The sequence below is a fragment of the Alcanivorax profundi genome (assembly GCF_003597125.1).
GTDB lineage: Bacteria > Pseudomonadota > Gammaproteobacteria > Pseudomonadales > Alcanivoracaceae > Alcanivorax > Alcanivorax profundi.
On sequence record NZ_QYYA01000002.1, the window covers coordinates 783,381 to 798,600 of the forward strand.

Consider the following 15,220-nt stretch of genomic DNA (forward strand, 5'->3'; position numbering starts at 1 on the left):
ATTGCCGCGTAACCGGAAGAGGAAAAGATGGCACGTATTCTGATTGTGGATGACTCTCCCACCGAGACCTACAAACTCCGGGAGATCCTGGAAAAGCACGGCCACGAGGTGCTCGAGGCCGCCAACGGGGCCGATGGGGTGGCGATGGCGCGCTCCGAGCTGCCGGAGCTGGTTCTGATGGACGTAGTGATGCCTGGCCTGAATGGCTTCCAGGCGACTCGCCAGCTCACCAAGGGTGCTGATACCGCTCACATTCCCATCGTCATCGTGACCACCAAGGATCAGGAAACCGACCGAGTCTGGGGCAAGCGCCAGGGCGCCCGGGATTACCTGACCAAGCCGGTGGATGAAGATGTGCTCCTGCAAACCGTCGACCGCATGCTGGCCGACAGCTGAACCTGGAGCCTTCCATGAGTGCAACCGCGTCAGCCCCCTATATCAAGCTTGCCGAATACCATCAGCGTTGCCGTGAGCAGGCCCGTGACCTGCCCATGCAGCAGGATGCGGTGAGTTACTGGAGTGGCGTGGGATTTGTGCTTGATGGCAAGAAATACGTCGCACCGCTGGATGAGGTTTCCGAAATTCTGACGGTGCCCTCCTACACCCGGATACCGGGCGCCCAAAGTTGGATGAAGGGGATCGCCAACGTGCGGGGCAGGCTGATGACCGTGATGGATCTCAGCGGTTTTCTGGAAAAAAGTTCACCGGTACAGGAGCGGCGGCGAAGACTGCTGGTGCTGGACCAGGATGACCTCTACACAGGGATGACAGTGGATGAGGTGCTGGGGATGCAACATTTCCCCATTGATGAGTTTGTGGAATCACTGCCGGTTAGCGACCCCTCTGTCACAGGGTATGTGCGCGGGGCCTATCGGCGCGAAGGGGAGTACTGGTCCGTTTTCAGCCTTAGCCGGCTGGCAGAGGACCCGCGTTTTATGCAGGTAGCCCGCACCGGCTAGCTGCAGCGCGTACTAGGGGTACATAAGAAGAGCGAACGCCAGGCCAGGAGCCAGACTATGAAGTTCAATCCGGGAGCATTTTTCGACAAACTGCGGGGGGGTGCGAGCGGCGGTAATTCGCTGAATATTGCACTGTATATTGGTCTTGCCATTTTTCTCGTATTGGCATTGATCAACTTCCTGCTGTCTGCCACTACTGCGAACGAAGCCCAGGAAAATATTACCCGGGCCTCCGAGATGCGGGTAATTTCCCAGCAGCTGGCAAAGAACGCCCTGGAAGCGGCTGCCGGCAACGCCGACGCCTTCGAATTGCTGGATAAATCGCGAAAAGGTTTCCAGGAAGCCTGGGGCGCGGTAAAAGACAAGGAAGTGTCCGATCCACAGGTGCAGCAACGGCTGGAGACTCTGTGGAATGAAGTGGACGATAACGCCTCCACCATTCTGAAAGGGGAAGACCCGGTTCTGGATCTGCACGAAGTGGCAGACACCCTGGCCCAGACCATTCCTTCCCTTCAGGCGGAATATGAAGGCGTAGTGGAAATTCTGGTCATGAACGGCGCTGACCCGGAGCAGATCGCCTTTGCGCAGCGCCAATCCTGGCTGGCCGAGCGTATCGTGCGTTCCATCTCCAAGGTGCTGGAAGGTGGCGACGGCGCGGTGATTGCAGCGGATTCCTTTGGCCGTGATGCCAGCCTCTTCGGCCGTGTCATGAATGGCATGATCGAAGGCGACAGCGCCATGGGTATTGACCAGGTCAATGACCCGGACGCGCTGGATTATCTGGCCGAGGTGGCCGATCTGTTCGACGAATTCGTTACCCAGTCCGTGGACGAGATCCTGGAAACGGCCCCGGAGCTGTTCCAGGTGCGTAACGCGGCAGACACCATCTTCCGTCGCTCGCAGGACCTGCTTCAGGAAGCGACTAACCTGAACAACCAGTTTGAAGATTCCACCGGTACTTTCTTCCCGTCGGTGACGTTGGGTGGTATGTCTGCCGCTATTGCGGTGCTGCTGTTCTTCCTGATCATGGCTCAACGGAACCGCCAGGAAGCGAAAAAGAAAGAAGAACTGGAAAGCGAAAACCAGCGTAACCAGGCGGCGATTCTGCGTCTGCTCGATGAGCTGGGTGACCTCGCTGACGGTGACCTTACCGTACAGGCGACGGTAACCGAGGACTTCACCGGGGCCATCGCGGACTCCATCAACTACTCCATTGACCAGCTGCGCAGCCTGGTACAGACCATTAACAACACCGCGGTACAGGTCGCGTCGGCGGCTCAGGAAACCCAGTCCACGGCGATGCATCTGGCTGAGGCGTCCGAGCACCAGGCGCAGGAAATCGCCGGGGCTTCGGCGGCGGTAAATGAGATGGCGGTATCCATTGACCAGGTATCGGCCAATGCCGCCGAGTCCGCCGCGGTAGCGGAACGGGCGGTAGCCATCGCCAACAAGGGTGCCGAAGTGGTACAGGCAACCATCCATGGTATGGACACGATCCGCGAGCAGATTCAGGAAACCTCCAAACGGATCAAGCGTCTGGGTGAATCCTCCCAAGAGATTGGTGACATCGTTTCGTTGATTAACGATATTGCGGACCAAACCAACATCCTCGCATTGAATGCTGCCATTCAGGCGTCTATGGCTGGTGAAGCCGGCCGGGGCTTCGCGGTGGTAGCGGATGAGGTACAGCGCCTTGCGGAACGTTCTGCCGCGGCCACCAAGCAGATTGAGACACTGGTAAAAACCATTCAGACCGATACCAACGAAGCGGTTATCTCCATGGAGGCCACCACGGCCGAGGTAGTGAAAGGGGCTCGTCTGGCGCAGGATGCGGGTGTGGCACTGGAAGAAATTGAAAACGTATCCAAGACCCTGGCTGACCTGATCCAGAACATTTCCAATGCGGCGCGCCAGCAGGCGGCGTCAGCAGGTCACATTTCCAACACCATGAACGTGATCCAGGAAATTACCTCTCAGACCTCGGCGGGTACCACTGCCACCGCACGGTCCATTGGTAACCTGGCCGAGATGGCTCAGGAAATGCGTAACTCCGTTGCCGGCTTCCGCCTGCCGGAGCACTCCTGATCCGGTTGATGCCGGTTAAAGGGGTTTTGCGATGGGTGCGGCCATGACAGATCGCTGGTCGATCAAGAACACGCCAGCCATGGATATGGAGCAATTCCAGCTGTGGCAGGCGTTGTTGGAAGATCGTACCGGGATGACGTTGTCGACCGAACGCAAGACCTTCCTTGAAACCAGCTTGAGCATACGAATGCGCGAGTTGGGGATCGAGGACTACGACACCTATTACGAGCACCTGATGGTGGGCACCACTCAAACGCGGGCCATGGAATGGTCCGTACTGGTGGATAGGCTCACCGTGCAGGAAACCAGTTTTTTCCGTCACCCGGGCTCGTTTGCCCTGGTGGAGGAATTCGTACAGCGCTTCATGGCCGAGCAGCCTGACGCTGCCAATCTGGACGTGTGGAGCGTGGGGTGCTCCACCGGTGAGGAAGCCTATTCCCTTGCCATGCTGATCAACGAGCAGTTTTGCGGCAATGACCGCAAGCTGTTTTACGGCATCACGGCAACGGATATCAGTCTCCCAACCCTGTCGAAAGCCCGCCGTGGAGAGTATCCGGCAAGACGCATCCTGCAGGTGGATCCGAGCCTGCGGGAAAAATATTTTCTGCCGTCCGAGAACGGTCAGACGGTCAGCGTCGCGCCACAACTCAAGGAGCGTATCTGCTTCGCCCGGCTCAATGTACTGGATCTGGGCAATGCGCCCATGAACAACATGGATCTGATTTTTTGCCAGAACATGTTGATCTATTTCCGGCGCTGGCGGAAACGGCAGATCGTCAATCGGTTGGCCGAGCGGCTGGCCCCCGGGGGGATGCTGATACTGGGCCCCGGGGAAGTAACAGACTGGCAGCATCCGGATCTGGAACGGGTGCACTTTGCCGATACGCTGGCCTTTCGGCGCTGTAGATAACAAGAAACCTGCCTCAAGGAAGGCAGGTTGATGTATGACAGGAGACGTCATGAGTGACCGTCACGACTATCTGGCTCTGGATTGGGTTCGCGGGGAAATCCAGGAAACCCTGAACCAGGCGCAGCAGGCTCTGGAAGCGTTCGTGGAAAACCCGGACGACGCCACCCGTATGCGTTTTTGCCAGGCTCATCTGCATCAGGTGTTCGGCACCCTGCAGATGGTGGAGTTCTACGGCGCTGCCTTGCTGGCCGAAGAAATGGAAAAGCTGGCACAGGCGTTGCTCGAAGGACGCGTGGGCAACGTTGCCGACGGTCAGGAAACCCTGATGCGGGCAATCCTGCAGCTGCCCCCCTATCTGGATCGGGTGGCCAGCAATCGTCGCGATCTTCCGGTTGTCCTGCTGCCGTTGCTTAATGATCTGCGTGCTGCCCGTGGAGAATCCCTGCTTTCTGAAACCGCACTGTTCAAGCCTGACCTGAGTGAGGCGACTGGCCGGGGCCAGGTACCTCAGGCGTTGCTGGATGATCCACGTTTTGTGGCACTGGCGAAAAAAATTCGCCAGATGTTCCAGATTGCACTGCTGGGGGTGCTGCGTAACGATCGCATGGGCGAAAACCTGGGTTACATGGCCAAGGTTTTCACCAAGCTGGAGCAAGTGACAGGTGATGCGCCGCGGGCGCCTCTGTGGTCAATCAGCCACGCGCTGGTGGATGGTCTGTCCGAAGACGCCATCGTGCTGGGTACCTCTGTCAAGATGATGTTGGGTCAGATCGATCGCACCATGCGTGCGCTGGTGACTGACGGGGCTGCTAGCCTCAATCAACCCGCGCCGACCGATCTGCTAAAAAACCTGCTTTATTACGTGGCCAAGGCGGAAGCCGCCAGCGCCCGTATCCGCGATATCAAGGCACGTTATCGCCTTGACGATGCCCTACCTTCAGACGACCTGGTCAATGCCGAACGGGCACGAATGACCGGCCCGGATGCGGAGGCCATGAGCTCTGTGGTGCAGGCACTTTCTGAAGAGCTGACCACCGTCAAGGATGCACTGGAGTCATTCGTTCATAACGGCAACACCGATGCCTCTACCCTGCAGCCCCAGACCGTCACGCTGAAACAAGTGGCCGATACGGTGGCCGTGCTCGGCCTGGGCCAGCCGCGCACCCTGGTAGAAGAGCAATTACGTGCCATGGAGGACATCGTCGCGGGTAAGCATCCTGCTGAGCGTGAAGCCTTGATGGATATTGCCGGTGCCTTGCTGTATGTGGAAGCGACTCTGGCAGGTATCAGCGGCGGTGATCGTCGTGGCCAGGCCGGTGGTGAGCTGGGTGACATGCCGGGTCACGTCGGGCAGGCCATGGATGCAGTGCTGCGCGAATGCCGTGCAGGTCTGGAAGAAGCCAAAGATGGCATTGTGGAATTTATTGCTTCCCAGTGGAATACCGAGCATCTGGTTCCGGTTCCTGATCGTTTAAACGCGGTACGCGGAGGGCTGGAACTGATTCAGCTTGCTCGGCCGGGCGCAATACTGCGCCAGTGTGTCAGCTTTATCGAAGAGCAGTTGCTGGCAAGCGACAAGCCCAAGCCGGACTGGCGCAGCATGGACACGCTGGCCGATGCCATCACATCCGTCGAGTATTACCTGGAGCGTCTCAGTGATGACCCCGAGACAACCGATGACATTCTGCATCTGGCCCGTGCCAGTGTGGATGCGTTGGGGTATCCGCTCGCAGAAGAAACCGAATTTGATAGTAATGCCGTCGATGTAGAGCGCATCGAACTGGATACCGCCGCCGTTACCGAGGTGGAAGCATTACCTGCCAGTGACGAGAGTGCCTCTGAGACGTTGGAGCAGGATGGCGAACCACTGGCGTTTGACGATGACGAGGCTGTCGTCAGTGAAGAGCAGGACGACACCATCGAGCTGACCCTGCCGCAGGGCCCGGCGGAAAACGACGTAGTCGAAGCCATCGCGCCAGATGTCGATGACAGTCATGAGACGGATGAACCGGTTACAACCCTGGACCCGGCCGCGGCGGAGGGTTCTGAAGCCGGTGATGACAGCGATGATCTGATCGACGATGAGATCATTGAAATTTTCCAGGAAGAAGCCAGCGAAGTGCTGGAAGCCCTGGACGAATATTTCCCCCGCTGGGTCGCCAACACCAGCGACGAAGAGTCGCTGGTGGAATTTCGCCGTGCCTTCCATACCCTGAAAGGCTCTGGCCGTATGGTGGGCGCCGCCACGGTAGGTGAGTTGGCCTGGTCGGTGGAAAACATGATGAACCGGGTGATCGACAAGACCATTGAGCCGACCCCGACCTTGATTGAACTGGTACAGCAAGTACGTGAGCGGATCCCTGCGCTGGTAACGGCGTTTACCCGGCGTGAGCCTGATCCCTATGACGTGCAGCCTCTCGCTGATGCCGCCGATACGCTTGCCGCGGGTGGACAGATTGACGTTGTTCCTGAGGTAGATGCCGGTGTAGCGGAAAACGCGCAAGCAGAAGATGTCGGGGACAGTGAAGACAGTGGCGAAAACATTGAGCTGACTTTAACGGATTTGGCGTCCTCCCAGACCGGCGCAGAAACCACCGATACGGCTGATGAAAACGCGGAAGACGGTACGCAGTCCGGAGATCTCTCCCTCTCTGAGGATGATGTCTCTGCTTTTCAGGACGCAGTGAGCGATGCGCCCAAACAAGATCCCTGGGCGATTGAGTCCGGTGACGATGGTGCGCTGGGTGATGCCATTGATATTGATCTCGGCAGTGATGATGGGGATGTCACGAGCGAATTTGATGACACCATTGAGCTGGGCTTGCCAGAACGGGAACCGGATTACACCGCCACCGATTCCCTGGACGATATTCCTGACATGGCTGATAAGGCTGACGTGTCCGGGCAGGCCCTGGCCATTGGTGACAAGGATCCGGTTCTTCTTGAGATCTTTGCCAGCGAGGCACGCCGTAACCTGGCATTGGTAACCCGCTGGTTATTCAGTCTGGACAGCGATCTGTCTGAACATGCCGTCGACGACGAGGTCCATCGTGCTCTGCACACGCTCAAGGGCAGTGCGCGTATGGCCGAGATTGAAGCGGTGGCAGAAGTGGCGGAGCCAGCAGAAAAGTTGGTGCGCGATCTGATCAGCAACAATCGCAGGGCGACCAATGAGCAGGTGGCGCTGGTGCGTCAGGTTGGAGAGCTGATTGCCGATAACCTTGACCATGGTTTGCATCAGGAGCATCTGCCGGGGGCAGAAACACTGATAGCCGCCTTGCTGCAACAGCGTCAGGAGAATGCCTCCGGCGCGACGGCGAGCCAGGCAGACCCGCATATTCTTGCAGTATTCCTCTCCGAAGGCATGGATCTGATCGTCGACGCTGAGCAATTGCTGGAACAATGGGCGCAGCATCCGCAACAGACCGAAGAGCTGGTAAGACTGAGGGACGAACTCAACCTGTTGGCCAACAGTGCCAGTACAGCAGGTCTCGCGGAGATTCAGGAGTTGGCCGCGGCACTGGCTGATTGCTACAGCGCGGTAGAAGAAGGCCGCTTGCCGTTCAGTGAAGAGCTGCACACGCAGGCTGCAGAGGGGCAGGATGCCCTGATGAACATGATGGACTGCCTGGCAGCTGGGCAAACGGTGCGTGCGGAACTCGGGCTGGTTGATGCCTTGAGAGAGTTAGCCTCTCACGAGGGTGGCCCCGATGACGATGGACCTGGGCCTGGAGCTCATGGCGACGAAATTACCGAAGCGGCAGAATTCGCCAGTGATGATCCGGCGACGATGAATCTGGAAATGCCTCGCGACGCCGATGCGATAAGCAGTCAGTACCAGGCTCATCTTGATCCGGAGTTGGTTGAGTTATTCCTTGAAGAAGCGGAAGAAATTCTCGAATCGGCGAGCAACATTCTCGACCAGTGGGAAAACGGCGATAGCGGTAATGTCAGTGCCCTGCAGCGCGATCTGCATACCCTGAAAGGCGGCGCGCGGATGGCCGGGATTGCTCCGGTTGGTGACCTTTCCCACGAATTGGAAAACCTTTACGAGGGCTATAACGCAGGTCAACTGAACGTAACAGCGTCCCTGTTTGCGCTTCTTCACCGCTGCCATGATCGCCTGGCGGATATGATCGACAGTCTCAAACGTGGCGGGACCCCTGGCGGTTCCCCCGAGCTGGAGGCTGATATTCGAGCCTTCATGTCAGGTGAACCGACAGATACCGTTGATGCCTCTTCAGTGCCGCAAGCCAGCCTGCCGGAGAGTGCACCTGGGTTCAGCGATGTGGCGCCTGAACCGCCAGCCGAGCCCGTTGTGGTTGAGGATGCCCATCAGGATGCGGTGCTGCCCCAACCGGAGCGTGACCCGGAGCTGGTTGAGATCTTCCTGGAAGAGGCCGATGAAATCCTTGAGTCTGCGGGTACCAGCCTGGAGACCTGGGTCGAGCAGCAGGATAACCTGATCGAACTGCAGTCTTTGCAGCGGGACTTGCATACCCTCAAAGGGGGCGCACGGATGGCCGAGGTCCCGGAATTGGGGGATCTGGGGCACGAGCTGGAAACCCTGTATGAAGGTTTGGCGCAGAGCCAGCTGGCGGTAGAACCCTCACTGATTGATCTTCTCCACCGTTGTCACGATCGGTTGGCCGAAATGGTCGAGGCCTTGAAAGCCAATCGCGCCTTGCCAACCGGCGATGTGCTGATGGTCGCGATCCATGATTATGTGGCCGATCCGGCAGGGTTTGTCCTGCCGGCAATGGATACCGTGACGGCCACCCCGGAGTCGCCGGTGCAACCCGTCACGGATGAGCAAACATCTGATCAAGTGACCGCCCCGCCTGCGTCGGACTCCCCGCAGCCGGTAATGCTTGGCGAAACCTGGCAGCCGGATACCGACCCGGAAATTCTCGCGATTTTCCTGGAAGAATCGGAGGAGCTGTCAGAAATCATTGATGGCTGCCTGAGCAGCTGGAAGGATCATCCGGAAAGTAACGACTTTGTGGATGATCTCAAACGCGCTCTGCATACCCTGAAAGGCGGTGCGCGTCTGGCTGGCCTGAAAGAGCTGGGCGATATCAGCCACGATTTTGAAACCTATCTGCTGGAACTGGACAAGCGCACCGGTGCGCCCAGCCAGGACGACTTCAAACCCATGCTGGCCTGGCATGATCAAATCAGCCGCGGTATGGAAAGTGTGGCTCGAAGCGCCGACTTGCCAGAGGTGAAGGCGGAGCCAGAAGCGGCCCCCGCCACGGAAGTGATCCCCGCTGCCAGTCCGCAGCCGCAACAACCGAAACCGGATGATCGCCGCCAGCGCCAGACCCAGGCTCAGCCACAGGAAATGGTTCGGGTGGGCGCGGATGTGCTGGAAGCGCTGGTTAACCTGGCCGGTGAGACTTCCATTAACCGTGGCCGGGTGGAACAGGGGATTTCCGAATTCACCTTCAACCTTGAAGAGATGGGCAATACCGTTAACCGTCTCTACGAGCAGCTGCGGCGCCTGGATTCAGAAACCGAAGCGCAGATCATGTCCAACTATCAGAAGGGCGTGGACCGCGGTGAATTCGACGAGGACTTCGATCCTCTGGAAATGGACCAGTACTCCGAGCTGCATCAGATTACCAAGCAGTTGTCGGAATCCGCCTCTGACTTGCTGGATTTGCGTAATACCCTGCTCGACCGCACCAAAGACACCGAAACCCTGCTGCTGCAGCAATCACGCATCAACACCGAGCTGCAGGAAAAACTCATGCGCACGCGCATGGTGCCGTTTACCCGACTGGTGCCGCGTCTGCGCCGTATCGTGCGTCAGATTTCCGGTGAAGTGGGCAAGCGCGTGGACTTCGATGTGCTTAACCCGGAAGGCGAACTGGACCGCTCGCTGATGGAGCGTGTGGTCGCGCCACTGGAACACATGCTGCGTAACGCCGTGGACCACGGTATCGAAACCGCCGAGGGGCGTCAGTCTGCCGGCAAGGATGATACCGGTCGCATCAATCTGGAACTGGGCCGAGAAGGGGGCGAGGTGGTGATCACCCTGTCCGATGACGGCAAGGGGATTGATACCGAAGCGGTACTCAATAAAGCCATCGAGCGGGGCCTGGTGGCGCCGGATGCGCAGCTCTCGGATCAGGAAATCCAGCAATTTATCTTCCATGCCGGCTTCTCGACGGCGGCCGCCGTGACACAGATTTCCGGGCGAGGCGTGGGCATGGATGTGGTGGCCAGCGAAATCAAGCAGATGGGTGGCTCGGTCACCATTGATTCGCGCAAGGGACAAGGCACGCGTTTCATTATCCGCCTGCCCTTCACCCTGGCCATGAACCGTGCCTTGATGGTGAAAGCGGCGGAAGACACCTATGCCATTCCGCTGAATCAGATCGAAGGCATTGTGCGTATCAGCCCCTTCGAACTGCAGCATTATTTTGAAGAAGACAATCCGGTGTACACCTACGTAGGCCAGGATTACGAATTGGTCTACCTGGGCAACTTTGTCCATGGCAACCGCGCCCCGCATCTGGAAAACCAGACCACTCCCATGCCGGTACTGTTGATTCGCAGCACCGAACACACGGTGGCCATTGTGGTAGATGACCTGGTGGGCTCCCGGGAAGTGGTAGTGAAGTCCGTGGGCCCGCAACTTGCCAGTGTGGCCGGTATCAGTGGTGCCACCATCCTTGGGGATGGCTCCGTTGTGATCATTCTCGATATCCATTCGTTGATCCGCGCCGCGCACGTTCAAGTACCGACCCTGCCGGTGGTCGAGGTGGAAGAAACCCCGGCGCTGCCGGATGTCGAACCGGTGCCAGCCCGCGAGACACCAGTGGTGATGGTAACGGACGACTCGGTAACGGTGAGAAAGGTGACTACGCGTCTCCTGGAGCGCAATGGCTACGAAGTGGTTACTGCCAAAGACGGGATGGACGCCATCGCCAAACTGGAAGACGTCAAACCGGATGTCATGCTGCTGGATATCGAAATGCCACGCATGGACGGTTTTGAAGTGGCAACCCATGTGCGCCATGACAGCCGCCTGAAGGATGTGCCGATCATCATGATTACCTCGCGAACCGGTGAAAAACACCGCGAGCGGGCGTTTGATATCGGGGTGAATTGCTACATGGGTAAACCCTTCCAGGAAAACGAACTGCTCAACACCATCCGTGAGCTGCTGGGTGAGCTGCAGGAAAGCCATAACGAATGACCGCGCCCGGCCGCGTCGGTGTGATTGCCGACGACACATTGCAGGGTCACCTGCTTTCCAGCGCGGTGAAAAGCCAGGGTTATCAGGTGGTGGTCAGTACGGAGCCTGATGCTCTGGAGGCGCGTTGGCTTTCGGAAGATGCGCTGGATCTGTGGGTGGTCGATCTGTCCAGTGAGGATCGCTGGCAGGTTTTTCTGGACACCCTGCTTGAGCGGGCCGGTGCACCGATCCTGTTTTGTGATGGTCAGGCCCCGGCCCGTACCGATGCCCGTTATCCCAAATGGGAGCGGCGGCTGGTAACCAAGTTGGTCAGCTTTATCGGCAAGCCGCCAGTGGAAGAGCGTCTCGATGTCATTCCGGCGAAGCCACCGCGCCAGCAAATTCCTGCCCCACGGGAATTTCAGGCAATTGCGCCTGCGGACAGGCCACAGCGGGTCTGGGTATTGGGTGCCAGTCTCGGTGGCCCTGCCGCCGTAAAGGTGTTTCTCGATTGCTTGCCAGACAATCTGCCAGTGGCGTTTGTGCTGGCCCAGCACATTGATGGCAGTTTTCTGGATACCCTGTGCGGGGTGTTGGGCCGAGACAACAAGATTTTCTGTAAAGTGGGCCGAGACGGTGAAGCCCTGCGCCATGGGGAACTGGCGATTGCCCCGGTGGAGTATGCAGTGCAGTTTCGCCATGATGGTCGTATCCAGTCCACAGGACAGCCCTGGGAAGGGCCCTATGCGCCATCGATTGACCAGGTTATTCAGCATGTGGGTGAAGGGTTTGGCCAGGCCAGTGGTGCCATTCTGTTTTCCGGGATGGGTAATGACGGAGCCATTGCAGCGCCAAGGCTGTCAGCCATGGGGTGCCCGGTCTGGGCTCAGAGTGCCGACACCTGTGCGGTGAGTAGCCAGCCGGATTCGGTGCGTGAAACCGGGTGTGTCAGCTTTAGTGGCTCCCCGGAACAACTTGCCCTGCAACTGGTAGAGCGGGTAAGAAAAGAACTGAACGTGCAGGCGGGATAACAACCGGCACGAACCATTGAGGAATGCTTATGGCGAGTTTGCCATCCGACATCAACAGTCTGCTGATTCCCATGCAGGGGCGCCCCTGGCTGGTGCCGAACATTGTCGTGGCCGAGGTCATTCCCTTGCGCCAACCAGACCGTCCCGGTCAGGGGCCGGAATGGCTGCTGGGTTGGCTCAGCTGGCGTGACCAGAATATCCCTCTGGTCTCCTTCGAAAAGCTCAATGAGTCTGGCCAGATTACCATCGGCCAGGATGCCCGGATTGCGGTGCTTAACACAGTGGCCGGCAAGATCCCTTTTTATGCAGTGATCGTGCAGGGGATTCCGCGTCTCCTCAAGGTCGGTAAAGATGACCCGGTTGAAGAACCGGTGGAAACCGGTCCGGCGGAATCCATGTACATTCAGGTGGGTGGAGATCTGGCGGTAATTCCCGATCTGGACGCCATCGAAGGGGCGGTTGCCGGTCTGTCATGATTGATCGTGACCGGCTGCAGGCATTGGCGGCACAACAGGGGCCAGCCAAGGGGCGATTTCGTAACCTTTACCCTACCCCGCAGCACGGGATTAAGGATTTTCTGCGCTGGCAATGGGATACCCGCGGCCGCTTCCCTGGTCATCAGGCTTTCCCCCTACAAGAGCCGGACCTGGCGTTGCTGGCCCAGCCGGCCAGTGCTCCAAGACTGACCTGGATTGGCCATTCCACGTTTCTGTTTCAGTACAGCGGCTGGAATTTGCTTACCGACCCGGTATTTTCGGAGCGCTGTTCACCCTTTTCCTTTGTCGGTCCGAAACGGGCTGTGCCGCCGGCTCTCAGCCTTGACCAGTTACCGCCCATCAATGCGGTGCTGGTGTCCCATAATCACTACGACCATCTGGACAAGGCTTCGGTATCGGCCTTACATGCCCAGTATGGCGCGGATATTCAGTGGTTCGTGCCGAGTGGGGTGGCCGATTGGTTGCGCAAGCTGGGCGTGGAAGGAGTCACTGAGCTGGGCTGGTGGGAGAGCAGTTTTCATGGCCAGGTAGAGGCATTCTGTCTGCCTGCCCAGCATTTCAGTGGTCGGGGTCCCGGTGACAATAATCGCAGCTTGTGGTGCAGCTGGCGTCTGGAGTTTCCCGCTTTCTCATTGTATTTTGCCGGCGACACCGGGTACGCCCCATTGTTTTCGCAGATAGGTGACGTAATGGGGCCGGTAGACCTGGCATTGCTGCCCATCGGTGCCTATGAACCGCGCTGGTTCATGTCGCCAGTGCATGTCAATCCAGCAGAAGCGGTACGCATTCATCAGGAAATCCGCGCTCGTCACTCTGTGGCCATGCACTGGGGGACCTTTGTACTGACCGACGAGCCCATGGATGCGCCGCCAAAAGCGCTGGCAGCAGCCCTGCAAGAGCAACAGATTAACCCTGGAACATTTCGGGTCGCGCAGCATGGTGAGACCCTGCTATTTGAAGAGCGTAATGAGTAAATTCTATAAGGGGCGCCGGTTGTGGCTGGTGGTCCGTTTTCTCGCCTGGCTTCCCTTGCCGCTGGTCACCGCGTTTGGTGCATTGATGGCAAGCTTGATCACGCTGGTGCCATTGCGGTATGCCAGTGCCTACCGGGTGGTGTTAATTAATCTGCTGGCCACCCATCCGGAGATGAGTCTGGCAGAGGCCCGGCGAATCGGGCGCAAGAGCATGGCGGAGCTTGGACGTACCCTGACCGAATTCAGCCATGTTTGGCATCGACCGGTAGAGGAAACCCTGGCGCGGGTCACGCATATCCATGGCGAACAGGCGTTCCTTGATGCGACGGCCAGTGAGCGGCCGGTGTTGTTGTTGTCTTTGCACCAGGGCAGCTGGGAAATCAGTAACCTGTACCTGGGTGACAAGACCGACCCGGAGAAAACCCTGATCATGTACCAGCCGCATCCCGCAACCCTGATGGATGCCATGGTCAAAGCGGCACGGGAGCGAACCGGCTCGGTCCTGATTCCCACCAACAGCCAAGGCGTGAAGAAGGCGCTGGCAGCAATGAAGGCGGGTGGTACCCTCGGTATTCTGTCTGACCACAATCCCGGTAACCGCAGTAATCCCTGCGTTCCCTTCTTTGGGTATGATGTGCCCACGCCTGCCCTGATCGACAAACTGGTTCAACGATACCGGCCTCATGTATTCATCGTGTCCTGCCAGCGTGGCAAGGGCGGAGTGAAGGATATCCATATCCATTTCGAGCACTCTCCGGATATCGAGAAGGCCAGTGATTGCACCGCGATTCTCACGGAAATGAATGCGGCATTGCAGCGCTGTATTGATCGCAACGTGGCGCAGTACCAGTGGACCTACAAGCGTTTCAAGTGGAGCCCCCGGGGGCGGCGCAACTGGTACCGTCAGTCCATGCCTTTGCTCAAGCAGATCGAGCAGGGTGTGGATCGCAAGACCCTGGGTCTGCATCCGGACGCGGATACGTAATTCGGTCTTATTTTTCTGGAGAATCCCATGACCATCGAAAACGGCAAGGTTGTTACCCTGCACTACCAGCTCTTCAATGCCGAAGATGGCAGCGAGATCGAAAACTCCAACCAAACCGGTGAGCCCATGGCCTACCTGCATGGTTATAACAACATCATTGCCGGGCTGGAGAAGGCTCTGGAAGGCAAGGGAGTTGGCGAACAGGTCGACGTCACCGTAGAGGCCAAGGAGGCCTATGGTGAATACGACAGTACCCTGTTCCAGCGAATCTCCCGCAAGTATCTCAAGCATGCGGGCAAGCTGGTCCCCGGCAAGGTGGTCACCGTCAGCACTGAAGAAGGTCCGCGTATGCTGACCGTACTGAAAGTCGGCTTGAAGACCGTCGATGTGGATGCCAACCACCCGCTTGCCGGCAAAGCGCTACGCTTTGTGGTCAATATCACCGATATCCGTGATGCCAGCGACGAAGAGAAAGCCCACAAACATGCCCACGGTGTGGGTGGCCATCAGCACTGATTGGTCTTGCTCAAAGGGCGACACTCTGATCGTGGGCGCTCTGTGGCGCTGATGTCGCGGCTTAACGCCGTGGCGAT

At 58.2% G+C, this 15,220-nt stretch carries 10 protein-coding genes; all 10 read left to right on the forward strand.

Features of this window, described 5'->3' with window-relative positions; genetic code table 11:
* Window positions 1–27 precede the first annotated feature (27 nt).
* Genes pilH through D4A39_RS08955 form a run of 10 tightly spaced genes read left to right on the forward strand, consistent with a single transcriptional unit; the run spans window position 28 to window position 15,143 of the window.
* Complete coding sequence (pilH, locus tag D4A39_RS08910; RefSeq protein ID WP_022986008.1) at window positions 28–396, forward strand: twitching motility response regulator PilH; 369 nt, start codon at window positions 28–30, stop codon at window positions 394–396.
* A gap of 14 nt (window positions 397–410) precedes the next feature.
* Window positions 411–959: a chemotaxis protein CheW gene (locus tag D4A39_RS08915; RefSeq protein WP_022986009.1), complete on the forward strand. Its 549-nt coding sequence runs from the start codon at window positions 411–413 to the stop codon at window positions 957–959.
* Between the two features lie 57 nt (window positions 960–1,016).
* Complete coding sequence (locus tag D4A39_RS08920) at window positions 1,017–3,044, forward strand: methyl-accepting chemotaxis protein (protein ID WP_022986010.1); 2,028 nt, start codon at window positions 1,017–1,019, stop codon at window positions 3,042–3,044.
* A gap of 31 nt (window positions 3,045–3,075) precedes the next feature.
* Window positions 3,076–3,954, forward strand: coding sequence for a CheR family methyltransferase (locus D4A39_RS08925; protein ID WP_022986011.1), 879 nt, complete (start codon window positions 3,076–3,078; stop codon window positions 3,952–3,954).
* 49 nt (window positions 3,955–4,003) lie between these two features.
* Window positions 4,004–11,161, forward strand: a complete 7,158-nt coding sequence (locus D4A39_RS08930) for an Hpt domain-containing protein (RefSeq protein ID WP_119917916.1) — start codon at window positions 4,004–4,006, stop codon at window positions 11,159–11,161.
* Window positions 11,158–12,171: a chemotaxis protein CheB gene (locus D4A39_RS08935; protein ID WP_119917917.1), complete on the forward strand. Its 1,014-nt coding sequence runs from the start codon at window positions 11,158–11,160 to the stop codon at window positions 12,169–12,171. Before D4A39_RS08930 ends, D4A39_RS08935 begins: the two co-directional genes overlap by 4 nt.
* 29 nt (window positions 12,172–12,200) lie before the next feature.
* Window positions 12,201–12,647: a chemotaxis protein CheW gene (locus D4A39_RS08940; protein WP_022986014.1), complete on the forward strand. Its 447-nt coding sequence runs from the start codon at window positions 12,201–12,203 to the stop codon at window positions 12,645–12,647.
* Window positions 12,644–13,642, forward strand: a complete 999-nt coding sequence (locus tag D4A39_RS08945; RefSeq protein ID WP_119917918.1) for an MBL fold metallo-hydrolase — start codon at window positions 12,644–12,646, stop codon at window positions 13,640–13,642. The genes D4A39_RS08940 and D4A39_RS08945 overlap by 4 nt, the downstream gene beginning before the upstream one ends.
* The gene (locus tag D4A39_RS08950; RefSeq protein ID WP_022986016.1) at window positions 13,635–14,627 is read left to right on the forward strand and encodes a lysophospholipid acyltransferase family protein; all 993 of its coding nucleotides are present in this window, start codon (window positions 13,635–13,637) and stop codon (window positions 14,625–14,627) included. The genes D4A39_RS08945 and D4A39_RS08950 overlap by 8 nt, the downstream gene beginning before the upstream one ends.
* A gap of 27 nt (window positions 14,628–14,654) precedes the next feature.
* Entirely contained in the window at window positions 14,655–15,143 is a 489-nt protein-coding gene (locus D4A39_RS08955; RefSeq protein ID WP_022986017.1) for an FKBP-type peptidyl-prolyl cis-trans isomerase, read from the forward strand.
* Window positions 15,144–15,220: the final 77 nt, after the last annotated feature.